The following is a 25247-nucleotide window of genomic DNA, read 5'->3' as shown; positions in this document are numbered from 1 at the left end:
CGTCGCACGGGTTGAAAGCATTCGGGTGCAATGCTCGCGCAAGGTTGATCAGGCAAAAGTTCCCGGTGAAATCGATTTGTCTAACCCGAGAGCATGAATGCCTGGTCGTCAACACGCCGAACGATTGTGGATCAGCCTCCTCCAGCTCGGTGCTCGTCGCCTTGCAATGCTCGGAGCGATTGGCCTCGCTGTCTTTCTGATCGTGGGTGCCGGTGCATATTTCTTGAGCCGGCCTGCGCAAGAGACCCTCTATACGGGGCTTGACCGGGAAGACGTCAGCCGAATGGGAGTTGTGCTGAAAGACGCCAACATCGCATTCGACGTCAGCTCGGATGGCACTGCATTGCTGGTGAGTTACGGGAACACCGCGCAGGCTCGAATGCTACTCGCCGAGAAGGGCCTCCCGCACAGCACGAAATCTGGTTATGAACTTTTCAATGACCTCGGTTCATTGGGTCTGACCTCGTTCATGCAGGAAGTCACGAAAGTGCGGGCTCTGGAGGGTGAGCTTGCGCGCACCATCCAGGCCATGAAAGGCGTAAAGGCTGCGCGCGTTCATATCGTCCTTCCCGATCGCGGCTCGTTCCGTCGTGAGCAACAGGTGCCCTCCGCTTCGGTGGTTATCAGGACAACACCGAGCGACGATCGCTCGGCAGCCCAGGCCATCCGGCATCTGGTGGCGGCGGCCATTCCCGGCATGAAGGTCGAGAAGGTCACTGTGATGAACACAGATGGCATATTGCTGATGTCGGGCGACGACGCGGCAAACGTCTCGACCGGAAAGCTGGCGAATCTTGAGAAGACCGTCGGAAGCGAAATCCAAAACGCCGTGCGACGGACTCTTGCGCCGTACCTGGGTATCGGAAATTTCGAGATCAGCGTCGCGGCGCGTTTGAATACGGATAAAATTAACACGAGCGAGACGATTTTCGATCCGGAATCCAAAGTCGAGCGGTCGATCAGGACCGTCAAGGAAGTGGAAGTTTCGCAGAACCGACAGGGGCAGAAGCCAACGACGGTTCAGCAGAATCTGCCCGATCAGAATGTCAGGGCCGACGGCAGCGAAAACTCGAGCGAAGACAATCAACGTCGAGAGGAACTGACAAACTTCGAAATTTCCTCGAAGACCATCCAAACCGTCAGCGATGGATATTCGATCAAGGATCTATCGGTTGCGGTTCTGGTCAACAAGACGCGTCTCGCCACATTAGTGGGAGAGAACGCGGCACCCTCGGAGCTGGATGCCAAGATCATCGAGATCGAGCAGTTGGTCTCGTCTGCCGCCGGTTTCAACAAGGCGCGCGGCGATCAGATCAAAGTCGCGGCTGTCGGATTCATCGAGGGCTCGGATAATCTCCAGCCCGTTCCGGGACCAAGCTGGACTGAGATTCTGGGTCGTCAGCTAGGGACGTTCATCAACGCGGTGACGATCCTGGCGCTCTGTGTCCTGATGATCTGGTTTGGGCTCCGCCCTGCGGTCAAGATGCTCGTTGCACGGCAGCAGGCGGAAATCGAATATCAGAAGGAACGGGCCGCTGCCTTGCTGGCACAGCAGCAGGCGGAAACGCTTGCGCTGCAGGCGGCGGAAATTGAATCCGAACGTCACGCAAGGCTGGAGGCCGATCCCTTACCCAAGCTGATTGAGGGCAATACCCCGCAACGGATGCTCGAGCACATCGTCGACTTCAACGAAGAGCAAGCGGCGTTGGTCCTGAAGCAATGGCTGATGCAGCCGGAGGCCGCGTAGTGAGCGCGCTTTCCCTCCTGCTGACGGACTTCACTGTTGCCGATCCAGCGCGGCAATCTGTTCCCAAGAACCCGTTCTCCACGCTGCGCACGATTCGGCTCTCCGAAGATGATGGGCAGGATCCGCTTGAGGCGCGCGCAGCACCGAAGCCAAAGCTTACCCCCGCTGACCTGCAGGCAGAAGCCATCAACGCCGCCGTTCAGGAAGCAAGGGAGGCGGAACGGGAGATTGCGCGTCTTCATCTCGATAACGTGCTTGCGGCGGAAAACCAGAAGTATGTGGAGAGTTTGACGGCCGAACGCGCAGCGTGGGCTACCTGCGAAGGCTCGGCGTTGGCGTTGCAACTTCGCGAGACACTCCACGAGGTCGAAGAAACACTGTCCGGGCGCATTGCAAACATCCTCAGGCCATTCATGGCGGAGGCGTTTCGTCAGCAGGCCATGACCGTCACCAAGGCTGCTCTGAGTTCGATTCTGTCGGGTCCGGCGTCCCCGATCATCAAAGTCACCGGCCCGAAGGACGTTCTAGATGAGTTTAGGAAAGCCGCCGGCGATCTTCACACGGTGGTAGAGTTTATCGAGGGCAGCGATAGCGACGTGTCGATTGCGGCGGGTAGTACATTGATCGAGACGCAATTGACTTCCTGGGCCGAGCGTCTGCGCAGCATACCTGTTTGCGAGTGATTTATGGCTGCTTCGGATAAACAGGAAATCATCATTGTTCGGCGCGCTGCCGACGAAGAGGAGGTCATGAAGGGTGGTGTCTGGAAGATCGCGCATGCCGATTTCATGACGGCCCTGATGGCCTTTTTTCTCGTCATGTGGCTGATCAGCCAGACGGATCAGAACACCCGGACCAGCATTGCGAACTATTTCAACCCAGTTCAACTGGCAGAGACGACGCCAAACAAGAAGGGGCTGGATGAGCCGCAGAATGTTCCCCCCGAGGGCGTGCCTGATCCCAAGAAGTCAGGTCATGAGAAGGGAAGCGGCGAGGGCACCGGTGGGCAGTCCCATCAACTGCAGAAGCCCCGATTCAAGGAGGGCGCGCTTTTTCAAGATCCCTATGCGGTACTCGCGAGAATCGCGACCGAAATTGAGCCTCGGCCACAGGATACGCTCGGCGCCGATGCGACGCCGGGCGATAGCGAGGTTCCAGGGCTTGCCGCTGGCGAAGCTTACCGGGATCCTTTTGATCCTCTCTACTGGCAGGTGTCGCCGGTCGATGCGCTGAAGACCGAGACGCCACCGAAACCTGGCACCGCCCCGGCGTCGTCGAAACGGGCGCTCGACGTCTTGGCGCCAAATACGCGCAAGGAGCCGGCGCAATCATTGTCTGACGCAGCGGGGAGAGCCCCTGAGGAGCAGCATCCCGGTGCGATCCTCGCAACCGCGGTGCGCGATGTCGATCAGGAGATTGCCAAACTCAAAAGCGAAATCACGACTGCAGTTCAGCCTGCGCGAGACAAAGCAGCCGCGCCCTCGATGGAAGTGCGGCGGACCGGGGCGGGCACACTGATCAGCCTTACCGACGATTTCGATTTCAGCATGTTCGCGATCGGCTCGGCCGAACCACATCAAAAGGTGGTGAAAGCGATGGAGAGCATTGCAAAGATCCTGCGGGCCCGCCCCGGCAAGATTGTTGTTCGCGGACATACTGATGGCCGTCCATTCAAATCGGAGAACTATGACAATTGGCGGCTTTCGCAGGCACGTGCCCAGATGGCTCTTTATATGCTTGTCCGCGGTGGCTTTCCGGAAGAGCGGATCGTGCGAATCGAAGGACATGCAGATCGCGATCCGCGTGTCGCAAATGATCGAAATGCGGCCGAGAACCGCCGCATCGAAATTCTCCTTCAGGAGTGACCCCCATGAGCCGCCTTGCATCGACAGTGCTTCTGGCCTTGTTCTTGAGCTTTGGAACGGCCTCTTTGGCGGTGCCTGATCTGAAGGAGCCCGATGCGGTCTCGCCCCCAATTCAAATGATGCGCACCCTGCAGTTGATGCAGGATCAGATTGCTGTAGGTTCGAGCGAGGCTCACGCCGGCCAGCGCGGTCTCCTCGCGATTTTTGATGAGCGATTCCTGGGGCTCGCCAATGACCTGTGGCAGGACAAGCGCAATGTCCATGCGGCCGTCGTTTATGCACTCAGCGGCGGAAGCCCGCAGATTTTGCGGAAATTGCTCGACCCACGGCTGATCTCGCAGGAAGATTTGCCGTTAGTCGAAGGAGCTCTCGCGTATGTCGAAGGGCGAGAAGAAGAGGCCAAGCGGGCGCTTCTGCCGATCAATGCCGTCGCTCTTCCGGCAACAATGGGTGCTCAGCTGGCGCTGGTGCAGTCCGCGCTGCTCGTGCGGGCGCAACCAGAAAAATCGATGGAATTTCTGGACCTTGTGCGGCTTCAGGCACCCGGGACGCTTTTGGAGGAGGCAGCTCTTCGGAGACAGGTTTTTGTTGCAAGCCAGATGCAAGATGACGCGAAGTTTGAGTTTCTCGTTCGCAATTACTTAAGGCGTTACCGGCATTCCGTTTATGCGGGAAACTTCCGCCAACGTTTAGCCTCCGTCCTCAGTCGCGTCGATTTCGCGACGCCCGCCGATCGGTTTTCCAGAATTGCGGTGATCCTGCAGGATCTTGAGCCGAGTGCCAGGAGGGACCTGTACCTCCTTGCTGCTCGAACCTCCGTCGAACAGGGGCGACTCAAGTCGGCGCTCCTGACGGCTGAGGCGGCACTTCAGCTGTCGGAAGGCAGTGAGGAGAGCGCGACGCGAGCCAAGCTTTATCACGCCGCCGCAATGGTCGTGTCGCCACAATCGCTCGATGCGGGGCTTCAGGAACTCGAGGCGATCAATAAGTCCGTGTTGTCGGCCGTGGATGGGCAGTTGCTGAACTCAGCCATGTCGATGGCTCAGCAGATTCGGCGACTCCCCGATCGGGTGACGGATGTAAAGGCAGCAGACAGCATCACCCCCCCGACGCAAGCGCCAGAACAGCTTTCCGCCGTAACAAAGGCTCAGGCGGCCTTGAGACGCGTCGACAAGCTGATCAAGAACTGAGGCGACTGTCCCGATGAGCAAACTCGATATGATGCTTCAGAATGTGGTTCGCCGGACCGATAGCCAATCCGCGGCATCATCGTCATCGAACGGTCCCGACGCCGAAGTTGGAGCAGCGACGCGCGATACTTTTGGCGCCGTCCTCAGTGGACTATCAGGCAAGGATCAAGGCGGCGACGGATCGACACATGGGCCGGGTGCTACCCACGCATTCGGCGGCCGAGGCGGCCCACAAGAGGCTGCTATCACGGTTGAAACATCAGAAGGGTCTTCGACCGAAAGCTTGACGCTCCAGGCGCCGGAGCAGTCAGGCACCGATCGGCTGGTTGGTGAGCTTCTGAAAGCAGTTCTCGTTGATAACGGCGCCGGGCCAAACCAGAGCCAGCCTGTTCCAGCAGCATCGAGCGCGACTCAGACGGTTCTCAGCGAGCTGCTTCCTCAGATTGCCGATCGGGCCAGCGGCATTCAAAACCAAACCTCCGGCACGACCAATGTGACGACTGTCAGATCAGGGATTCAGCTGCCGGGTCTCATGCCGGACCAGGAGCGCGCGCTCAATTCATCGGGAGCGGCGCTGAATGTGATCGTAAGGCATCAGGAAGCGCACTTCAGACCTATCGTCGAAGGATTCACCACCAAGCCTGTTTCTGAAAACATGAATCTAAACACAGGCCCTTCGGTGGCTGAGGGGGGCTCGGACGAGGCTTTCGCGAGCGTGGTTTCGCGAGGCGATGCGAAGCAAATAAATACAGCGGAGCCACTGGACATCGGACTGGAGCTTTCCCGGAGTGACGCAGTGTCGCCGAAGGCGTCAGCAAGTCCTCCCGAGGCTCGCTTCATCCAGAGCGCCGCAAACCCACCGGGTCACGCGATGGAAAGCTCAGCGAAAGCTGAGGCGGCGGCGAAATCGGATGGACCACCTTCCCTTGCTCCCGCCATGCTGGAGCGGATTGCGGGTGCTATCGTCGATGAGGCGAAGCCGGTTGCGTCCAGCTTGGGCCGCTCATTACCCGCGGATGGAGTGGCATTCGTCGCGACGGCGCGTGCGTCGGAAGCAGTCGTGAGGCTGCTGAACATCCAGCTCCATCCGGCGGATCTCGGCCTCGTTACGATCAAGCTGAAACTCTCGGGCGACAACCTCCAGATGGACGTGCAGGTCTCGAATGAGGAGACGGCACGCATGCTGAAACATGATTCGGAAAGACTGACCACGTTGCTGCGGGCATCCGGCTATCGCACCGAAGCGATCAATATCCATTCCGGCCAAACCGAGTCGGTTCAGTTGGATCCGGTTCAATCCCAGCGCCAACAATCATTGGGACAATCACAGCAGGAGGCGTTTCAGCAGGGTGCGAGCCAGCAAGGTCGTCCCCAGAGAGGTGAAGAACGACATGAGAATGATCGCAAGGACGACAGCGGCGAAATGGCTGGTGAACGCAGTTCTATCAATCGCAGCGCTGACGGGGTCTACCTTTAGCGTTGTCGGCTCCAGTGCGGCACAATCCGGCAGCCCCAGCGGGGCATGTGAGATGGAGATGAAGCGAGCCTCGGCAAAGTACGGCGTGCCGTTGGGAATGCTCTACGCCGTCGGCCTGACGGAGACAGGGCGCAGAGGCAGCCTGCAGCCATATGCAATGAACATCGAAGGCAAGGCTCATTTCGCGAGCACCTCGTTAGAGGCTAAACAGCGATTCGAGGCGGCCCGTCGCGGCGGCGCAAAGTTGATCGATCTCGGCTGCATGCAGATCAATCATCATTTTCATCGCGAGAAATTCACCTCGTTGGACAGCATGCTCAATCCGCGGGACAACGTCGAATACGCCGCACGCTTCCTGAAGGAATTGAAGGGGCGACACGAGTCCTGGACGATGGCGGTGGCGCGCTATCATGCCGGGCCGGACAACAATCCGGCACAGAAGCGTTACGTATGCAGGGTTATCTCCAATATGGTAGCGACCGGCTTTGGCCGGTGGACACCGCCCGCCCGAACATTCTGCGACACTTGAGGGTCACGCCTGATCTCTCTAACGGCGCCTCAGCGCGTCATTTTCAGGCTGCGACGACTGCCGGCAAGCGCTCCCTCAAGGTTTGCTTCCTGGCCCGACAACTGCGCGACGACCTTCCCGCGTGCATAGAGGATGACTTCGGTATTGCCGAAGCTCCAGGAGTTCACACTCTTCAGATCTGAGTCCGAGCATCCCGAAGCGGACGCCTTATAATGGTCCAGGCTTGGCGCGGACGAGAGATTGATTTTGCAAGACGCTCCCTTGCCGTCGACGGCCTTCCAACTGCCCGCATAGGCGAAGGCCCGCGTGGGAGCGCTCACAACTGGAGACGCTGGCGCGCTGGAGTGAGCCATCTTCTGCGATAACGATGGCGTCGGTGAGACGGTGCTCTGTGCGTCCTGCCGAGCGTCGTTTGTGCGGGAGCCATATTGCCAGGGCGCCGGACCGGGCGGGACGGGATCAGGTGGGAGCAGCACTTCGAAGCGTCCGGCGGGCACAGGGACCCGGCGGACACTGGGATCAACACCGCCACCATCGATATAGAGCGGCGGAATTTCGGCGGTTGCGAAACTGGGGCCACCCCAAGGCGCATCGTATTCGGGATAAGCGCGGTAAACGGATCGAGGACCCCACGGGCCCGTCGAGTAGTAATAATAATCGCTGGTATTGCAGGCGGACAACATGGCGGCGGATGCGACCAAGATAGGTAGTGACAATCTTCTCTGCATGGCGAAACTGCCGTTTCTCTTATCAGCTTAGTGTTGAGTGACGTTTCTCAGGCAATGAGAAAGGTGCATGAAACGGCGCGATAGGGGCTGCAGCCTCGCCGACGCAAGCACAAGAGCAAAAGCGGCCGCGTCGAATAGATCCTCTGCACTGTGCTCGCTCAAAACAAGTTGGACAATTTCAACGGCCGCATACTTGTCGCCGAGGACGAGCTTGAAGAAGACGCTGACGGGTCCGTGCGCGAATTCCATGTCGAGGACGACGTTGGGAGCTGTCGTCCACCCGACGTTGAAATCGGCGGCGCGCGCATAGGTGAGCGTATCGTTCTTGAAGAAAAGCTCGGTTGACGACGTCACAATCTCATTCATGTTCCCATGCAGTTGCTTTGCCACATAAGATTTTATGATATCTGCGTCTGCCAGGCAAAGATCTCCGATGACGTCTCTGAGGCTGCACGCCAAAATCCGTTCACAGACGCGAATATCGAGGTTCTCCGGCGAAACCGGAGGAACTAAGTCATTCCGCGGACGACTCATTTCTTCGACCTGGTGAGAATGTAGAACAGGATTTGCGCCACAGCCTTGTAGAAATCGGGAGGGATCATGCGATCCACCTGGACACTGTCATACATGGACCTTGCGAGAGGCTTGTCTTCGATGATCGGGATGCCATTCTTCTCAGCGATCTCGCGGATCTTCAATGCGATGAAATCCTGCCCTTTTGCGACAACGATGGGCGCGCTGGACTCACTGCGCTCATAGCGAAGCGCAATGGCATAATGCGTGGGGTTCGCGATGACGAAGGTGGCTTTCGGCACGGCTGAAAGCATCCTCTTGCGCGAACGATCCTGAGCAATCGATCGCATCCGAGCCTTGACCATCGGATCGCCTTCGATCTGTTTGTGCTCATCCTTGACTTCTTGCCGGGTCATTCGCAGATCGCGGTTCCACTTCACACGCGCCCAGATGAGGTCGGCGGCGACAAGGACGATCGTTGCAATCGAGATAGCCGATACCAGCCGCATGGCCATGCTCAGCATGATTTCCGGAATAAGCGTCGGATCGCTGAACATCGAGTTGATAACCTTATACTGCTCCGATTTGAGGAGAAGGAGCACAACGACGGTAACCGTCCCGAATTTGAAGACGGATTTCAAAAACTCAACCTGCCCTTGGCGCCCGAACAGCCGAGTGAAGCCTGCAGCCGGAGAAATTTTATTCCACTTCGGCCGGATCCTCTCGGTCACGATGCTCGGAACGTTCTGGAAGAGGGACGCCGCGAGACTGCAACTCGCGAGAAGTGCGATGATTGGAACGAGAAATAGGCCCACCTCAGCAGCGACAGCGTGAACCAGAATGGCGGCGTCAGCTCCAGTTTCGAGCCGGAAATCCTGTGGCCGGTCAATGAAAAGTGACAACTTCTCAGTCAACCCTTTCACGTTGTTTCTGGTGGCAAATGCAAGGACGAGCAGAAATGCCAGGAAAGAGGCAAACATCGGCGCCTCTCTCGAGAAGGGGATATTTCCCTTCTCGACCGCATCTCGAATCTTCTTGTCAGAAGCCGTTTCTGTCTTGCTCTCCTTGTCGGCTTCCTCAGACATACAGCGCTCTCACGAGATCAGAAAACGGACGCTTCGTCTTCGTTCTCCGAATTGATGACGATTTCGCCACGCGACGCCATCTCGAGAGCGAGGTCGGTAATCGCGCGGCGGGCATCGATGACATCTCTCTGAGGCACCGGGTCCTTCCCGCTGAGTTCGTGCTCCACCATGCGTCGAACGCGTGACGACAACGCACTGAGAACGATTTTTCGGAACTCCTCTCCCGTGCCCTTGAGCGACAAGACGACCCGATCCGGAGGAATCTGGTCGAACATTGTCGTGCGATCCTTGGGCGTCAGCTTGACGATGTCGTCGAATGTGAAGAGAAGCCCCTTCAGAATCTCGGCCGATTTCGGTCGTATGGTCGCCAGATCACTTAGCACATCCTCCATGTGATCGCGTTCCATCTTGTTGATGATATCCGCCATCTTGACGTGAGTATCGGCTCCGGCGTTTTTCGAAAAATTCGCCATGAAATCCTCATGAAGTGTCGCCTCGATGTTCTTCATCGTCTCGTCGACGATCGGTTTCATGCTGAGCATTCGACGCATCAGGCCGTTGCGCAATCCAGGCGGCATCTGAGCCATGACTTTTGCGGCGCAAGACGGTTTCACCTTCGACAGAATAAGAGCGGCAGTCTGAGGGTGCTCTTTCATGAGATACGACGCGATGACGTTCTCCGATACACCTGAGATGCGCTCCCAAATGTTACGGTTGGCATTTCCGATGACCTCGCTCATGATCTCGGCGACCTGGTCGGGCGGCAAAATACCGCTGAGCAGTTTTTCGATCTCGCTCGCGTTGCCGATGAGATCTGTTCCGCTCGAGAAATTCGCGGCGAACTGCTCGACCAGAGCCTCGATCTGCGACGTCGAGACCTGCCCAAGGAGCGCCGCCGACTTCGTAACCGCGCGAATCTCGTCGGGAGAAAAATGGCGAAGAACCTTGCTCGCGGCGGGCTTTCCCATTGCGAGAAGAAGCGCTGCGACGCGCTCCGGCCCCTTCAGAACTTTTGGACCTGCTGGTCGAGCGGAGATGCCGAGAGACATAAGCCGAACCTGACTTAGCTGTTAATTTCGCTGGCCGGTGGGCCAACGATCTCGGTGAGGGAAACTCCGAACCGAGAGTTGTCGTCCTCGACGACGACGACCTCCCCTCGGGCGATAACGCGGCCATTCACGACGATGTCGACGGGTTCTCCGACCCGATGATCAAGCGGAATGATGGCGCCGCGACCAAGATTCATAAGACTGGCGACCGGCATCGTCGCCTTGCCGAGAACGACCTGGATCATGACCGGAATGCGCAGAATGGAATCCAGATTGCGCCCGGATCCAAGTTTATCGCCGGCAAGACCGGTTTTGTCCTGTATCGTTTCGAAAATCGGTTCGCCGAAGGGCTCGGGTTGGGTCATTGCGAAGGGTCCTTACGAATTGAATGTCACGGTAGGTTTCGACCGGCTTCGATCGCGATCCGTTCGCCCATCGATTTCGGAAATCAGTACTTTCGCTTCGTCGACGCGTTGCCCGAGCGCCGCGAGCGTATCCTTGCTTTCTGTGCTGAAGCGCGTGACGGCAATCTGCGCCGCATTGAGAGCCGCTCCAGTCTGCTCAAAAATGATCTTATACTCGGCGTGATAGAGCTCAAATTTCTTGAGTTTGCGGTACATCACGACGACGATCAGGCTGGTCGCGACCAATGCCACAAACAGGATTGTGTTAGCGAGGGAGGATATCATCGAGATACTCTTCTTTCTGGTCGATAAGAGCGTCAACTTTCAGGACGTATGAGCCATCCGACTGCCCGATATTGCACCAGAACAGCCCCTGCTGGTTACCTTCCAGCTTTATGCGAGAGCGGGGGGTCGCCTGCAACTCGATGATCTGGCCCACCTTCAGTCCTGCAAGTTCATCAAGCGTGAGGGCCCGTTCTTCAAGCACGGCGGTCAACGTCACCGAAGTCTTCTTGACTTCAGTCTTGATCTGCTTTGCCCATCGCGGGTCGCGCCCGGTCGACTCAGTCGTCGTCGCGCTGGCAAGCACCTTGCGCAAGGGGTTGAGCGCTGATTGCGGAATGATCACGAACATCTCGCCGCCGCGATTAAGTGCCTGGACAAGAAATTTCGCTGCGACTGCCTGGTTGTTGCGGCGCCCGATGACCGCGAAATCCATACGAGTCTCGAGGCGCTCAAGCTTGAACCGGGTGTCCGCCACGATCGCGAACGAGGCCTGGAGCGCCTTCGCCACCTGCTCGAATAGCGATTGCGCCATTTTCATTTCGATGCTGGAAAAGCCGCGGCCTTCTTCCACGGGAGGCTCGGACCCGTCCGATCCATAGAGCACCTCGACCATGGTGTAGATGTAGTCGCGATCAAAGCCGATCAGGATGTGACTGTCCCAGTCAGGCGCATGGAAGATGGCTGCCACCGCATTCGATTCGTACATCTCCAGAATCTCTGCGATGCGGCCGCTCTCGATTCCACTCAAGGAGTAGTACATGGCGGACGCCGCCTTGTGACGAAGATATTCGGCGCAGGTCGTCGACATGCGGTCAAAAATCACGTGAAGCATCGGCAGCCGGTCCAGTGAGAGGCCAGCCGCGTCCAGGAGCTTGTCGCGTATATCAGTTGCGCTGTGTGAGCCGCTTTGCATGTCTAGGCTGCTTCTTTGACGTCTTCGACACGGCTGCCGGAAGTCGTTGCCGCTTCGACCTCATCGATTGAAGGGCGATACTCATTCGAGATGCCCTTCCGGCCATGCTCGACGGCAATCTGCGGAAGCGCGCCGTTCATGTAGGCAATCAAGGCTTGTTTCACGATGACGTACACGCGAGTTTGGCTGTCACGTGTGGCTTTGATTTTCAAAGCGAGGGGAGAAAGAAGCGCATAAGAAATAAAAATACCCGCGAAGGTGCCGACAAGCGCCGCGCCGATGAGACCACCGAGAATCTCCGGCGATTGATCGATAGCTCCCATGGCTTTCACGATCCCAAGCACGGCGGCCACGATGCCCAATGCCGGAAGGGCCTCGGCTACGGTGTTGATGGCATAATAGGGCTTCAGGCTGTCCTTTTTATGCGTGATGATTTCGTGCTCCATCAGAGATTCGATCTCGTGGGGGCGAGCATTGCCGATGATAATGAGGCGAACATAGTCACAGATAAAAAGGCACAATTCCTTGTCCTTGAGTACCGACGGAAACGCGGTGAATATCTCGGATTCCTGAGGCAGGTCGATATGGCGCTCGACCTCATTCCGAGGCTTGCTGCGAAGTTCGCGCAGGAGTGCGTACAGAAGTCCGAGGATCGACAGATAATCGGCTCGCTTCGGAACTTTTCCGCCAATGGCTTCCATGCACGCCTTTCCGGCATCCTTCACCAGAACCATTGGATTGGCGATGATAAAGGTGCCGACCGCGATCCCAAGGATGATCACGTATTCCCAAGGCTGCCAGATAACTCCGAGCTTGCCTCCCATCGCCATGAAGCCACCGAGAAGCGAGCCGATGGCGATGACCAGACCGATTAAAGCGCCCAACGGTGAAGCCCTTCTTGCAAATTACGGAAGCGTCGAAGCGGCATAAAACACGAGGCTTGCGTGTAGCTGGGATTTTGCCGGAGCTGGCATTGGAGGCGATAACTTAATCGTGGGAGGCAAGCCTCGTGCAAGGCTTATCCTTTAGCAGAAGCCATCAGGTCGCCGTCAAAGGTCGGCCGCGCATCGGCACGATGGAATGAGCCGCTCGGTTTTTGGAGTTCTTGGATGCAATCTGCGCTTTATGTGGCTCTATCGGCGCAAGTGGCGATGGAAAAGCGTCTGAATACGACCGCGAACAACGTTGCGAATATGAATACCGGCGGCTTCCGTGCGGATGAGATAAAATTTGAAGAGATACTGTCGACGGTAGGTAAAACAGACGTGGCGTTTGCCTCCTCTGGCCAGAACTTCATTTCCCGGCGAACTGGCGCTGTAACGAAGACCGACAACCCGCTCGACGTTGCGATACAGGGCGACGCCTGGTTCTCGTTCGCGACCCCGAACAGCACCGCCTATACGCGGGATGGTCGCATGAAAATCACAGAGAACGGCGATCTTCAAACGATTGATGGCTATCCCGTGCTTGACGCCGGTGGAGCACAGATCGCCCTTAACCCGAACGGAGGTCCGCCGGCGATCGGTCGAGACGGCACCATCACGCAGGATCAGAACCAGGTGGGAGTTCTTGGCCTGTTCTTCTTAAGTAAGCAAAGTACGCTGTCTCGCTTCGGGAGCTCGGGAGTTCTCTCAAGCGCGCCGGGTGAATCTGTGCAGGATTTCACCTCAACCTCTGTACAGCAGGGATTCAGCGAAGGATCCAACGTCAATCCGATCATGGAAATGACCAAAATGATCGCGCTTCAGCGGAATTTCGACAGCGCTTCGACAACGATTCAAGAAACCGAAGGTACGTTGATGAGCGCCATACGGACTTTGGGGCCGGCGAGCTGAGATGAACGCTCTTGAAACGCTCGAAAATTTTGCGGCTTCCGAAGGAGCGACATTCCGGAGAGTTCGAATCAGTGGTGTGGTCCGGGAAATAACCGCAGGCTATTGCCGAGTTACAGGGCTTTCGCAGTTTGTAAAGCTTGGGGACGGCGTGGGTCTCGGATCGCCTGGGAACATGCAGATCGCCGAGGTCGTCCGCGTTGATGACGATGGCGTGATCGTAAAACTCTTCAGTGGAAGCAGCGACACAAGCATCGGAATGCCTGCATTTTTTGTCGGCGATATGAGGCTAAGCCCGGATGTGAGCTGGAAGGGCAGGATCATCAACGCGCTTGCAGAACCGCTGGACGACCTGAAGCGTTTGGCACAGGGGCCAAAGGCAATGTCGAGCGAAGCCTCGCCGCCATCGGCGATGAAGCGGGCGCGTGTGACAAAGCCCTTGGCGACAGGTGTTCGAGCGATCGACCTTTTTACGCCTATCTGCCAGGGACAGCGGATCGGAATTTTCGCCGGATCCGGTGTGGGCAAATCAACCCTTCTGAGCATGCTCGCCAAAAGCGAAGGATTCGACACCATTGTCGTGGCTCTTGTTGGAGAGCGCGGCCGGGAAGTGCGCGAATTTCTCGACGGCCCCATTCACTCGAACTTACATAAATCGGTGATGGTGGTGTCCACCGGCGACGAGAGCCCGATGATGCGCCGCCAGGCGCCGAGAACGGCCATGCTGATCGCCGAATATTTCCGCGATCGAGGAGATTCGGTTCTGCTGATCGTCGATTCCGTGACGCGCTATGCTCATGCCGCCCGGGACGTGGCGCTTGCCGCCGGCGAGCCGGCCGTCGCTCGCGGCTATCCGCCGAGCGTCTTTAGCGACCTCCCGCGACTTCTCGAGCGAGCCGGCCCGGGCGAGATCGCGAATGGCTCGATCACGGGGATATTCTCGGTGCTGGTTGATGGCGATGATCACAACGATCCTGTCGCCGACAACATCCGCGGCACTCTGGATGGTCATATCGTCCTTGACCGCATGATTGCCGACCAGGGCCGATACCCGGCCATCAATGTGCTGGGTTCCATTTCCCGGTTGGCAGAACACGTATGGACAGCCGATCAGAAGGAGCTTGTGCGACGTCTGAGGGGTCTCATTGCTCGGTTCGAGGATACTCGTGACCTGCGGCTCATGGGTGGTTATCAGCAAGGCGGCGACGCTGAGTTGGATCAAGCGGTCGTCATTGTTCCAAAAATATATGACGCGCTTCGGCAGGATCCTTCTATGCCCACGAGCAAGGACGCGTTCCTGGATCTTGCTCAATCCTTGAAACACTGAAGTGAAGATCTGCGGGACAGACTCGCAGATATATTCTTGCTGCACGCGGCCAAATGTGCCGGTGCGTTTCAGGAATACAGCTTCGCACAAGCCACATCGTGTTTATGTGCGACCAGAAGAAATGGGAGATTTACATGAGTCTTTACGGCGTTCTTCGCAGCGGCGTGTCCGGCATGAATGCTCAGTCGAACAAACTGGGCACCGTCGCTGAGAACATCCAGAACGCGAACACGAATGGTTACAAGCGTGCTTCGACCGAGTTCTCGTCTCTCATTCTGCCCTCGAGCAAAGGCGCCTACAATTCAGGTTCGGTGACGAGCACGGTTCGTTATGCAATCGCCGATCAAGGCGCCATCTCCTATACGACATCCGGTTCAGATCTGGCGATTTCCGGCAATGGCTTCTTCGTCGTCTCCGACCCGAAGGGTTCTCCTTACCTGACGCGCGCCGGAAACTTCGTGGTCGACGGTCCGACCGGGAACCTGGTCAATGCGTCCGGCTTCACGCTGATGGGATACAGCCTGGCAAACGGCAATGCGACGCCGTCGCTGAACAGCCTGACGGACATGGTGCCGGTCAACATCGCGTCGATGAGCATGCAGGCGACAGGAACCACTGCCGGGAAGTTTTCCGGCAATCTTCCGTACAACGACGCTGTCATCGCGACGCCACCACCTGCATCTGCGAACTATAGCAAGAAATCATCCCTGCAGACGTTCGATAATGTCGGCAATTCAGTCAAACTTGATATCTACATGACGAAGGTCGGCGCGAACACCTGGGAGGTTGCGATCTACAATGGGAACATCCCGGGCAATTTTCCGGCGACTCCGATGACGCCACCCCAGTCTCTTGCCTTTGATGTCAACGGGCAGTTGACGGGTACAAGTTCCATGACTTTCGCCATTCCTAATGGCTCGGCGGCCTTCACGCTTGACATGGCCGGCATGACGCAGCTCGCCGGTGATTACAATGTCACTGGCTCTGCCAACGGCAACGCGCCTTCGGCCGTGAAGGGTGCAGACTTTGGTTCCGATGGAACCGTGTATGCGGTCTACGAAGACGGTACGCGAGTGCCTGCCTACAAAGTTCCGTTGGCGACCGTTCCGAGCCCTGACAACCTCGTCCCGAAAGCGGGGAATGTCTACGAGGCGAGCATCTCGTCCGGCGGATACCAGATCGGCTACCCGGAATCCGGCGGGTTTGGCACCATCACGTCTGGCGCTCTCGAAGGTTCAAATGTGGATATCGGCACCGAGCTGACCAACATGATCGAAGCGCAAACCAGCTATACGGCGAATTCGAAGGTGTTCCAAACTGGTTCCGAACTTCTTGATGTTCTGATGAGCCTGAAGCGCTAACTGTTCTTTTCTCCGGGAATTCCTTTATGGCCTTGTCAGTCGCGCTCAACACCGCCCGTTCCTCGCTGCAGGCGACCCAGTCTCAGATTTCTGTGGTCGCTCGCAACACAGCGGGTGCTTCGGATCCGACATATTCCCGAAAGATTGCGTCGCTCGTGGCGCAAGGCGGCGCGGCCCGGGTCACGGTTGCGAGGGCAAGCGATATTGCTCTCTATACAAAAATGTTGAGTTCAACCTCAGACGCAGCGACTCAGAAAGCGCTGCTTCTGGGCCTTGAGAAGCTCAATGCGACCGTTGGAGATACGGATCTCGGGGAGTCGCCGGCAGCGCGGATCGGCGCACTGATGACCTCGCTTGAACATTATGCGAAGTCACCTGACAGCGACGTGATGGCGAAAGCGTTCTTGTCATCCGCGTCCAATCTCGTGACAACCCTCAACCAAGCGACGTCGCAAGTGCAAGCTATCCGCCAAGCAGCGGATGTTTCCATCTCGAACTCTGTTTCACGCATCAATGACCTTCTGACCAAATTCGACAGCGTCAATCGTGAGGTTATGCGGGGACACGCGATCGGAGCCGATGTTACTGACAGCCTGGACAATCGCGACGGTTTGATTGCTCAGCTTTCGGAGGAGATTGGCGTTACCGTGGTGCATCGTGAGGGGGGGGATATTGCCCTCTATACAGATAGCGGGGTGCCTCTTTTTGAGCGGACCGCGCGTCCGGTGACATTTGATCCGACAACCGTCTACGGGCCGAACACAACCGGGAACGCGGTTTTCATCGATGGGATTCAAGTGACGGGCGCAGGTGCCCCGATGCCGTTGAACTCCGGCAATCTCGTTGGCCAAACGACATTGCGCGACGATGTTACCGTCGATTATCAAAGCCAGCTGGATGATCTTGCGAGAGGCCTGATCGAGGCTTTCGCGGAATCCGACCAAAGTGCGTCGGGCCTGCCCGATGCTCCCGGTGTCTTCACCTATGCGGGAGCAACCGGCGTTCCAACGCTTCCCGCCACGGTCGGTCTTGCTGCGCTGCTCAAAATCAACAGCGTGGTCGACCCCGCGCAGGGCGGTAGCTACGACGTGATCCGCGACGGCGGCATCAACGGAGGTGCGTATCGCTATAATCCAGCGGCATCGGGCGATACTGCCTTTTCGGATCGCCTTTACGGACTGAAGGATGCCATGGAAACGGACAGGCCTTTCAACGCCGCGTTCGGTTTCGGTGCGACCTCCACGCTCGGCGGCTTCTCCACCGCATCAGCAAGCTGGCTTCAGGGCGTACGCCAGAAAGCCACAAGCGACGTGTCCTACCAAAACACGCTTCTTGCACAGGCGTCGGAGGCCCTTTCCAACGCGACCGACGTCAATATGGATCAGGAGACTGCTCATATGCTTCAGCTTGAGCAATCCTACGCAGCCTCGGCGAAGCTGATCTCCGTCATCGACCAGATGATGAAGACCCTCCTGAACATGGTAGGTTAAAGATGAAAACGACCTTCATTTCGACGGCCTCACTTTGGAATTCGCCGCGCACAAACCTTGACAAGATGCAGAATGATCTGATCAAGGCCAACAAGGAGCTGGTCACGGGGCGCGATACGGATGTGGGCTTGAGGCTTGGTTACCGGACCGGCGAAACCATATCGCTTCGGCAGGAAAGAGCGGAGCTCGACACGCTCATCGATAGCAATGCGGCCGTGAAAGTTCGCCTGGATTCGTCAAGTTCATCGCTTCAGCGAATCAGGGAAACTGCCGATCACTTCATGAATACCCTGATTTCAACGCCATTGGCCGAACGGAACATGGCTGTTGTCGTCTATCAGGCAGAGGCGAACCTCGACGGCTTGATCGCGGGCTTGAACAAATCGACAAACGGTCAGTATATCTTTGGTGGCATCAACACCAAGCAAAAGCCGATCGGTGAGTATTCTGCAACGTCACCTGCAAAGATTGCCATTGATAATGCTTTTTTTGCCGAGTTTGGTTTCCCCCAGAATGATCCGGCTGCTGCATTGATCGAGCCAGCCGCCATGAACACTTTCTTGGATGGTGCATTCAAGAATCTATTCCGAGGTACAGATTGGGATAACAACTGGTCCTCGGCATCGAGCAGGAACATCCAGAGCCTGATCTCTCCCGCCGACAAAATCGCAACCTCGGTCAATGCAAACGAGCAGGCGATTCAGGACATCGCGATGGCTTACGCCATGGCGCTTGATCTCGGGGTTGCAGGACTGAAGGAAACGACGCGAGAAGCCTTGATCTCGAAGGTTGTGTCGACACTCGCAGGAGCATCGACGGGCGTCGCGGACCTCGAGGCAACGCTCGGGATGGCGAAGGAGCGGCTCGAGAGCGCGAACGATCGGATGGATATTCAGAAGTCGATCTTCGATGAAAAGTTGGGAAAGCTTGAGGGGGTCGATCCCGGCGAAGCCAAAATCCGAATCGACCAGCTCTCAACACAGATCCAGCTTTCCTTTTCCCTGACGGCGCAACTGCGAAATCTCAGCCTGATCAACCACCTCTAATTTGGAACTCGTGATGTATCGATTTTCATATGCCGAAGCAGTCGAAGACTCGTCGAACGAGTGCCGGCAACGCGAATACGAGCTCTTCGACCGCGCTATCACGATGCTGAGAGATGCAGCCGGCGCCGAGCCGGGATCGGTGCAAATGATTCATGCTGTCGCGTTCGTGCAAAAGGTATGGACGTTCCTTCTCCAGGATCTGGGGTCACCGGGGAACGGTCTTTCGGACCAGTTGAAGGGCGAGATCATCTCCATTGGCCTTTGGGTGATCAAGGAAACGAACATGATCGTACGCGGCGAGTCATCGAACGTTGCGGGGGTAATCGACATTAATGCGATGATCAGGGATGGGTTGAAATGAAAGCGACGATGCGGTTTTCGCTGAAGGCTGGCGAACGGATCTTCATCAATGGCGCGGTCTTGACCGTGAACCAAAAGGTGATGCTCAGTCTTCTGAACGACGCGCGCTTCCTGCTCGAATCTCATGTCTTGCAGGTCGAGGATGCCACCACGCCGACCCGTCAGCTGTACTTCGTCGCTCAAGCTTTGTTGATTAGCCCGGCCACGACAGAGCAGACGATGATCATGTTCCGCCAGCTTCTCGCTTCGCTTCTGGCGCTCCATGCCGACCATGAGGTGACGGAAGCGCTTCGAGCGGTTGGCGAGCTGGTCGAAACCGGGCGTACTTTCGAGGCTTTAAAAATGATACGTGGGCTCTTCGAAATTGACGATCTCAAAGTTGGGACTGACCGCACAGCTTCCCACCAAGCAGCCTAATCTGGAGGATTGAAGGAATGGATATCACGGCGATAAATAACGCGTCTGCGTTGCAGCGCTCCGACTCCCCCAAAACCTCCGCTCCGGCTCTTGGCTACGACAACTTTCTCAAGCTTCTTCTGACCCAGATGAAAAATCAGGATCCGACGGCGCCGATGGAATCGACCGAGTACATGGCCCAGCTGGCAACGTTCTCGCAGGTGGAGCAGCAGACCAAGACAAATTCGAAGCTTGATGCGCTCCTTTCATCCTCGGCCCTGGCTCAGGCGAACTCGATCATCGGCCGCACTGTAACATCGGCGGACGGGACGATCTCCGGTCAGGTCCAGTCGGTACGGATCTTCGATGATGGTGTCGTCGCTATGCTCGCCAATGGCAAGGAGCTTGTCCTGGGTTCTGGCATCGCGATCAGCTGATGAATGAAGTCGATGCGCTTGAAATTGTGCGGGCGGCGATTTGGACCGTGATCATCGGCGCGGGACCAGCCGTCGCGGCCGCAATGGTAGTCGGTATATCGATTGCGCTCATTCAAGCCCTGACGCAAATTCAAGAAGTCACCCTGACGTTCATCCCGAAGATCATCGCTATTCTGTTGGTGGTGCTTTTAACCGGGTCTTTCGTTGGGTCCCAGATTTTTGCATTTACCGAAACGGTTTATGGCCGGATAGCGACCGGGTTTTGATTGCGGCATCTCCTGCCATATGATTGGCGCGAAAGCGCGGAACGCAGACCCATTGTCCAAGTAGCAAATCCATGGCTCGTGGCTCCTGGCAATTGCCTCTGACCGTGCGCCGGATATTGGTGGCCAATGCATATCCAGTTGGCAGAGTGCACGTTGCGACACGCCATCTTCGCGCAAGCTAGGAAGTCCATGTGTCTTCAGTCGGATTTTTCCAACTGATCGAAAGATAACATGGTTGCACTCGCGGCTCCTAAGCCTTATCGCGGCAAAGACATGGCGTTTGCGGGCGCCATCGTCGCCATTCTGGCAATCCTGTTCCTTCCGATTCCCGCGGTGCTCATCGATATGGGCCTCGCCTTGTCCATCGCGCTTTCCGTACTGATCCTGATGGTGGCGCTCTGGATCCAAAAACCTCTCGAGTTCTCGGCGTTCCCGATCGTTCTTCTGATAGCCACGCTTTTGCGGCTCGCTCTCGGTATTGCGTCGACTCGTCTCATTCTGGCGGACGGGCACAAAGGTGTCGATGCGGCGGGGCACGTAATTGCCGGCTTTTCAAGATTTGTGATGAGCGGCGATTTCGTCATCGGGATCGTTGTCTTCATTATCTTGGTGACAGTCAATTTTCTCGTGATCACGAAGGGAGCGACACGTATTGCCGAGGTAGGCGCACGGTTTACGCTCGATGCCATTCCCGGCAAGCAGATGGCGATCGACGCCGACCTGAACGCGGGCCTGATCGACGATAAGGAAGCGCAGAAACGCCGGCAAGAACTGGAAGAAGAGAGCTCATTCTTCGGCTCCATGGACGGCGCATCGAAGTTCGTCCGCGGAGAGGCGGTGGCGAGCTTGATCACGATTGCCGTCAATATCTTTGGCGGCATCATCATTGGCGTCACCCGCCACGGCATGCCGCTGTCGAAGGCGGCAGATGTGTTCACCCAACTCTCCGTCGGCGATGGACTTGTCAGCCAAATTCCGGCGCTGGTCGTTTCGCTTGCTGCAGGTCTGCTCGTTTCCAAGGGTGGAACCCGCGGTCAGGCGCAGCAAGCAGTTCTCGGCCAGCTGAGTGCCTATCCGCGGGCCCTTTGGGTCGCGTCGTTTCTGATGTTTATTTTCGCCCTCGTTCCCGGCTTGCCACTTGTTCCGTTCGCGGTGCTTGGGTTCTTGATGGGCTTTGTCGCGTACATCATCCCGAAGCGCCAGGGCGAAGAAACCGCGCGCGTCCAGGCGGTTCAGTTGCAGGCGGAAGAGAAAAAGCTGCTCGAATCCCGCGAGTCGGTGAAGGAATCGCTGAAAACGTCGGAAATCGAGCTATGCCTTGGCAAGCATCTGGCGTCGGTCTTCAACCATTCCCAGGCGGACCTGGTTCACCGCGTCAGCAAAATGCGCAAGAAGTTCGCGCAGGAATATGGCTTCGTGGTCCCGGAGATCAAGCTGACCGACAGTTTGATGATCGCTCCCAAATGTTATCAGGTGAAAATTCACGGCACGATCATCGCCACCCATGAAGTTCGCCCCGGCGAACTGATGGTGGTCATCGGCGAGGGCCCGGTGCCCGATCTCCCAGGCGATGAAATCAAAGAACCGGCCTTCGGGATGAAGGCCCTTTGGGTCTCCGAGGCTTATGCCAACGAGATCAGGCGACAGGGGTTTGCAGCGGTCGACAGCAGCTCCGTGCTGTTGACCCATTTGAGCGAAGTCATCCGGAATAATCTACCGCAGCTTTTGTCCTACCGGGATATGCGCAATCTGCTGGACCGCCTGGAGCCGGAGTACAAGCGCCTCCTCGACGACATCTGTCCGTCTCAAATTTCGTATTCGGGTCTCCAGGCGGTTCTCAAGCTGCTTCTCGCCGAGCGTGTGTCAGTTCGGAATCTTCACCTCATTCTCGAGGCGATTGCAGAAGTTGCGCCTTACGCGCGGCGCGCCGAGCAGCTTGTCGAGCATGTGCGGACGCGCATCGCGCAACAGATCTGTGGCGACCTTGCCGAAGGCGGGGCGCTCAATATCCTTCGTCTCGGCAACAAGTGGGATATGGTGTTTCACCAGAGTTTGAAACGCGATGCCAAGGGTGATGTGGTCGAGTTTGATGTCGATCCCAGAATGGTCGAGCAATTTGGCGCCGAGGCGTCCGAGGCGATCAAGCTGCGGATGGGGCAGGTTCGGAATTTCGCCATCATAACAGCTCCCGACGCGAGGCCTTATGTCCGTATGATCATTGAGCGGATGTTCTCGACGCTTCCGGTTCTCTCCCACTTGGAAATTGCCCGTGGAATCGAGGTGAACTCGCTGGGAACCATTTCGTGACGGCACCGACGCCGGATACGGTTCTGGCAATTTTCCTGATTTTTTGCCGGATCGGCGCCTGCCTGATGGTCATACCGGGATTCTCCAGCAGCCGGATTGCCGTGAAAGTCCGGTTATTCATCGCTCTGACGACATCGCTGGCGATCTCGCCGTTGGTAATCGGAAAATTCGAGAGCGGGTTGGGAAGTCAGGCGCCGTTTGCGGTCCTATGGCTGATTGTTTCGGAAATCTTGACGGGGCTGACGATCGGCTTTCTCGGCCGCGTCTATTTCATGGCACTCCAGACGCTTGTGACCGGCGCCGCAATGGCAATCGGCTTCGGTAGCATCCCGGGTACGCCATTTGACGATGCCGAGCCCCTTCCGGCGATCGGCACGATGATCATGATGGTTGCGACCGCAGTTCTGTTTCTCTCGGATATGCATTGGGAGCTGTTTCGCGGCCTCATTGCCTCCTATTCAAGACTGCCCATCGGGGAAAGCTTTGGCAGCCAGTTCTCCCTGATCCAGATTGTAGATCGCATCGGGGCAGCATTCGTCCTTGCGCTGAGGATCAGCTCGCCGTTCATCATTTACTCGGTGGTGGTGAACCTCGCTGTCGGATTAGCCAACAAGCTGACGCCGCAGATCCCGGTCTACTTTCTCGCAACACCGTTTGTGATGTTGGGCGGGCTGCTCCTCATGTATTTTCTGATAACGGATTTTATCAGCTTGTTCATGGATGCGTTCGCTACCTGGTTGAGGCAGGGTTGATCATGACGAAGCGACGGTCCGAAAAAATCGACCGCATCCTCAGGGTTCAAAGGCAGCTTCAAACAATTTCGGAGTGGAAGCTCGCTGAGCTGCAGCGAAAGAAGAGCGAGTTGGAGCAGAGTCAGAGTGCGCTGATCGAGACCTTGGGCGACACCAGGAATCTCTACGGACTTTTTGTGGATGCGGCTGCGAAGCGCCTCCAGAATCTTGCCGGGCAAGCAGCAGAGGTCGAGGTGGCGCGAGTGACGCAGAGAGAAGTAACGTTGCAGCGTGCAATGCAAGTCAAGCGAACGGAAAGGATGGCTGCCGCTCTCAGTGAGACCGATCGTCGGACGACGGAAAAAAACGATCTGCTGGAGATCCTCGACTCATGGATGGGGCGAGAGACGCAAGCCTCCGGAAAGCTACGCGGATTATAGATTCCTGGTGAACGGGAGTTGGGAAACGTCGCATGGCAATTACGCTGCCGTCGGATATTGTGAATGATGTTGCACGCGCGGCTGACCCGGCGCGATATCAGGCGGCTGCGCAGAAGCTCTCCGAAGGTGCGAGTGCAGTCGATGGCGCGAGTTTTGATGCGGCCTTCGAGTCGGCCGGAACTCGGATGGCGTTCGGTGGTACCGACATCTACTCGTTGCGGAACACGTTAAAGAATGGCCCTGCTTTTTCGGCCGAGACGAAAGACAAGGCGGCCTATCAACAGTTCGAGGCGTTCGTGCTTCAGACCTTTATCGAATCGATGCTTCCCAAGAATGCGGAGAACACTTTCGGCAAGGGTAACGCTGGCGCCATCTGGAAGTCGATGATGGCTGAGCAACTCGGATCCCAGATAGCCAAGGCGGGCGGTGTCGGAATTGCCAGCAAAATTTTGGCGTCTCGTGAGGCGGAAAACCACGGCCCTCTTTTGTCGCAGCCGGTCCCATCAGATTCGATTAAAAATTTTCCTAAGAACGTGTAAGTGAATCGAGGCGCGGTCTTGGCTCAAATGAGGAACACAAACATGCTAACAAAATCGCTGGATCGGCTCGCAGAGACGATTGAACAGGAGAACGCGGCGCTCCTGGCGCGGGATCTGACGGCGTTGTCGGAATTCAACCGCAGAAAAAGCCAGAGCCTGCTCGAGATCACCCGTCTGATCCGCTCCACGAACGAAGGATCGCTTGCCGGGGAGCTGACACAGCGATTTGCAGAGCTTCGCGAAAAGCTTGAGATCAATCAAGACATACTGGCGCGTTACATGCGGGCTGCTCAAGAGGTCTCTGAGATCATTTCGGGCGCCATTCACAGCGCCAACTCCGATGGCACATATTCGGCGCCGTTAACGCATGCCGGCGCGAGCGCATGATCAGGAACATCGCTGCCGGCTTCTGGGTTTGCGGAATCGCCCTCGGATCCTGCTACGGCGCGATGACGTATTCGATGGCCAGTGGCGCGCCTGAGAAGACTGATTATCTGGGAGGCCTGCAATACAAGAAGCTTCCCGTCATCAATATTCCGATCATTGCCGAAGGTGCTGTCCAGGGCTACGTCGTGGCCAACATGGTTTTTACGGCGGATGCACAAACGCTCCGCCAGATATCAGTTCCGGCCGAAGCCTTCCTTCAAGATGAGACGTTCCGTTACATCTATTCCGATGAAAGTCTCGATTTCAAAAAACTCTCGCGGTATGATGTCAACGCCATGATCGACAACGTGCGCGCCGCCGTGAATAAGCGCCTCGGTTCCGAGATTGTTAAAGAGATCCTTCTCGAGAATATTAATTTCGTGGATAAAACTGATATCCGGTCTTAGGCGATCAGGTATTTTTCTGTCTCAAGCCTGTCAAATGACAGGCTTGCTTTCTCATCGACCCTGAGCGCTATCGAACCGGGCTGCGCTCGATCTGATC

General features: G+C 56.9%; 29 protein-coding genes. 21 read left to right on the top strand and 8 right to left on the bottom strand.

Features of this window, described 5'->3' with window-relative positions; translation table 11 throughout:
* The first annotated feature begins 97 nt into the window (after positions 1-97).
* The 6 genes from fliF to FEZ63_RS23815 all read left to right on the top strand — a co-directional run bounded on the left by fliF (position 98) and on the right by FEZ63_RS23815 (position 6808).
* Positions 98-1747: a flagellar basal-body MS-ring/collar protein FliF gene (gene fliF, locus FEZ63_RS23840; protein WP_150949764.1), complete on the top strand. Its 1650-nt coding sequence runs from the start codon at positions 98-100 to the stop codon at positions 1745-1747.
* Positions 1747-2430 (top strand): hypothetical protein, encoded by a 684-nt coding sequence (locus FEZ63_RS23835; protein WP_150949762.1) that lies wholly within the window; start codon positions 1747-1749, stop codon positions 2428-2430. Before fliF ends, FEZ63_RS23835 begins: the two co-directional genes overlap by 1 nt.
* Positions 2431-2433: 3 nt before the next feature.
* Entirely contained in the window at positions 2434-3612 is a 1179-nt protein-coding gene (locus tag FEZ63_RS23830) for a MotB family protein (protein ID WP_150949760.1), read from the top strand.
* Positions 3613-3617: 5 nt separating this feature from the next.
* Positions 3618-4802 carry a chemotaxis protein MotC gene (locus tag FEZ63_RS23825; protein WP_150949758.1) on the top strand — a complete coding sequence of 395 codons (1185 nt, stop codon included), beginning with the start codon at positions 3618-3620 and terminating at the stop codon, positions 4800-4802.
* A 283-nt stretch (positions 4803-5085) separates the two neighbouring features.
* A complete protein-coding gene (fliK, locus tag FEZ63_RS23820; RefSeq protein WP_162419834.1) occupies positions 5086-6279 on the top strand; it encodes a flagellar hook-length control protein FliK in 1194 nt (397 codons plus the stop codon).
* On the top strand, positions 6194-6808 hold the full coding sequence (locus tag FEZ63_RS23815) for a transglycosylase SLT domain-containing protein (protein WP_244622963.1): 615 nt from the start codon (positions 6194-6196) through the stop codon (positions 6806-6808). Before fliK ends, FEZ63_RS23815 begins: the two co-directional genes overlap by 86 nt.
* 29 nt (positions 6809-6837) lie before the next feature.
* Here the strand turns inward: FEZ63_RS23815 and FEZ63_RS23810 are convergent, their stop codons facing one another.
* The 8 genes from FEZ63_RS23810 to motA all read right to left on the bottom strand — a co-directional run bounded on the left by FEZ63_RS23810 (position 6838) and on the right by motA (position 12669).
* Positions 6838-7524: an AprI/Inh family metalloprotease inhibitor gene (locus FEZ63_RS23810; protein WP_162419833.1), complete on the bottom strand. Its 687-nt coding sequence runs from the start codon at positions 7522-7524 to the stop codon at positions 6838-6840.
* A 39-nt stretch (positions 7525-7563) separates the two neighbouring features.
* Positions 7564-7902, bottom strand: coding sequence for a hypothetical protein (locus FEZ63_RS23805; RefSeq protein ID WP_150949752.1), 339 nt, complete (start codon positions 7900-7902; stop codon positions 7564-7566).
* Positions 7903-8066: 164 nt separating this feature from the next.
* The gene (flhB, locus tag FEZ63_RS23800) at positions 8067-9134 is read right to left on the bottom strand and encodes a flagellar biosynthesis protein FlhB (RefSeq protein ID WP_150949750.1); all 1068 of its coding nucleotides are present in this window, start codon (positions 9132-9134) and stop codon (positions 8067-8069) included.
* Between the two features lie 17 nt (positions 9135-9151).
* On the bottom strand, positions 9152-10183 hold the full coding sequence (locus FEZ63_RS23795; protein ID WP_150949749.1) for a flagellar motor switch protein FliG: 1032 nt from the start codon (positions 10181-10183) through the stop codon (positions 9152-9154).
* Between the two features lie 14 nt (positions 10184-10197).
* Positions 10198-10548 carry a flagellar motor switch protein FliN gene (gene fliN, locus FEZ63_RS23790; RefSeq protein WP_150949747.1) on the bottom strand — a complete coding sequence of 117 codons (351 nt, stop codon included), beginning with the start codon at positions 10546-10548 and terminating at the stop codon, positions 10198-10200.
* A 12-nt stretch (positions 10549-10560) separates the two neighbouring features.
* A complete protein-coding gene (locus FEZ63_RS23785) occupies positions 10561-10872 on the bottom strand; it encodes a hypothetical protein (RefSeq protein WP_150949745.1) in 312 nt (103 codons plus the stop codon).
* Positions 10853-11785, bottom strand: a complete 933-nt coding sequence (locus FEZ63_RS23780) for a flagellar motor switch protein FliM (protein WP_150949743.1) — start codon at positions 11783-11785, stop codon at positions 10853-10855. The genes FEZ63_RS23785 and FEZ63_RS23780 overlap by 20 nt, the downstream gene beginning before the upstream one ends.
* A gap of 2 nt (positions 11786-11787) precedes the next feature.
* A complete protein-coding gene (motA, locus tag FEZ63_RS23775; RefSeq protein WP_150949741.1) occupies positions 11788-12669 on the bottom strand; it encodes a flagellar motor stator protein MotA in 882 nt (293 codons plus the stop codon).
* Between the two features lie 225 nt (positions 12670-12894).
* On the opposite strand from motA, the gene flgF reads away from it, so the two are divergent.
* From flgF to FEZ63_RS23700, 15 genes are all read left to right on the top strand, one after another.
* Entirely contained in the window at positions 12895-13620 is a 726-nt protein-coding gene (gene flgF / locus FEZ63_RS23770; RefSeq protein WP_150949739.1) for a flagellar basal-body rod protein FlgF, read from the top strand.
* Between the two features lies 1 nt (position 13621).
* Entirely contained in the window at positions 13622-14944 is a 1323-nt protein-coding gene (gene fliI, locus FEZ63_RS23765) for a flagellar protein export ATPase FliI (RefSeq protein ID WP_150949737.1), read from the top strand.
* 134 nt (positions 14945-15078) lie between these two features.
* Positions 15079-16305 carry a flagellar hook protein FlgE gene (locus FEZ63_RS23760; RefSeq protein WP_150949735.1) on the top strand — a complete coding sequence of 409 codons (1227 nt, stop codon included), beginning with the start codon at positions 15079-15081 and terminating at the stop codon, positions 16303-16305.
* A gap of 26 nt (positions 16306-16331) precedes the next feature.
* Positions 16332-17795 (top strand): flagellar hook-associated protein FlgK, encoded by a 1464-nt coding sequence (gene flgK, locus FEZ63_RS23755; RefSeq protein WP_150949732.1) that lies wholly within the window; start codon positions 16332-16334, stop codon positions 17793-17795.
* Between the two features lie 2 nt (positions 17796-17797).
* The gene (locus tag FEZ63_RS23750) at positions 17798-18841 is read left to right on the top strand and encodes a flagellar hook-associated family protein (protein ID WP_150949730.1); all 1044 of its coding nucleotides are present in this window, start codon (positions 17798-17800) and stop codon (positions 18839-18841) included.
* Positions 18842-18854: 13 nt separating this feature from the next.
* Complete coding sequence (gene flaF, locus FEZ63_RS23745; RefSeq protein WP_150949727.1) at positions 18855-19202, top strand: flagellar biosynthesis regulator FlaF; 348 nt, start codon at positions 18855-18857, stop codon at positions 19200-19202.
* A complete protein-coding gene (flbT, locus tag FEZ63_RS23740; RefSeq protein WP_150949725.1) occupies positions 19199-19618 on the top strand; it encodes a flagellar biosynthesis repressor FlbT in 420 nt (139 codons plus the stop codon). Before flaF ends, flbT begins: the two co-directional genes overlap by 4 nt.
* Positions 19619-19635: 17 nt before the next feature.
* Positions 19636-20034 carry a flagellar hook assembly protein FlgD gene (gene flgD, locus FEZ63_RS23735; RefSeq protein ID WP_150949722.1) on the top strand — a complete coding sequence of 133 codons (399 nt, stop codon included), beginning with the start codon at positions 19636-19638 and terminating at the stop codon, positions 20032-20034.
* Positions 20034-20300, top strand: coding sequence for a flagellar biosynthesis protein FliQ (gene fliQ, locus FEZ63_RS23730; protein ID WP_150949720.1), 267 nt, complete (start codon positions 20034-20036; stop codon positions 20298-20300). Before flgD ends, fliQ begins: the two co-directional genes overlap by 1 nt.
* A 231-nt stretch (positions 20301-20531) precedes the next feature.
* Positions 20532-22607 (top strand): flagellar biosynthesis protein FlhA, encoded by a 2076-nt coding sequence (gene flhA / locus FEZ63_RS23725; protein WP_150949717.1) that lies wholly within the window; start codon positions 20532-20534, stop codon positions 22605-22607.
* Complete coding sequence (gene fliR, locus FEZ63_RS23720) at positions 22604-23359, top strand: flagellar biosynthesis protein FliR (RefSeq protein WP_150949715.1); 756 nt, start codon at positions 22604-22606, stop codon at positions 23357-23359. Before flhA ends, fliR begins: the two co-directional genes overlap by 4 nt.
* Before the next feature lie 2 nt (positions 23360-23361).
* The gene (locus FEZ63_RS23715) at positions 23362-23778 is read left to right on the top strand and encodes a hypothetical protein (protein ID WP_150949713.1); all 417 of its coding nucleotides are present in this window, start codon (positions 23362-23364) and stop codon (positions 23776-23778) included.
* Between the two features lie 32 nt (positions 23779-23810).
* Entirely contained in the window at positions 23811-24317 is a 507-nt protein-coding gene (locus tag FEZ63_RS23710; protein ID WP_150949710.1) for a rod-binding protein, read from the top strand.
* The gene (locus FEZ63_RS23705) at positions 24318-24704 is read left to right on the top strand and encodes a flagellar protein FlgN (RefSeq protein WP_244622962.1); all 387 of its coding nucleotides are present in this window, start codon (positions 24318-24320) and stop codon (positions 24702-24704) included.
* Positions 24701-25150 (top strand): hypothetical protein, encoded by a 450-nt coding sequence (locus FEZ63_RS23700; protein ID WP_150949708.1) that lies wholly within the window; start codon positions 24701-24703, stop codon positions 25148-25150. The genes FEZ63_RS23705 and FEZ63_RS23700 overlap by 4 nt, the downstream gene beginning before the upstream one ends.
* Positions 25151-25247 lie beyond the last annotated feature (97 nt).

The organism is Microvirga brassicacearum, from assembly GCF_008757455.1.
In the GTDB taxonomy this organism is placed as follows: domain Bacteria; phylum Pseudomonadota; class Alphaproteobacteria; order Rhizobiales; family Beijerinckiaceae; genus Microvirga; species Microvirga brassicacearum.
The sequence above is the reverse complement of the archived record's forward strand: the minus strand, read 5'-3'. Positions and strand labels throughout refer to the sequence as shown.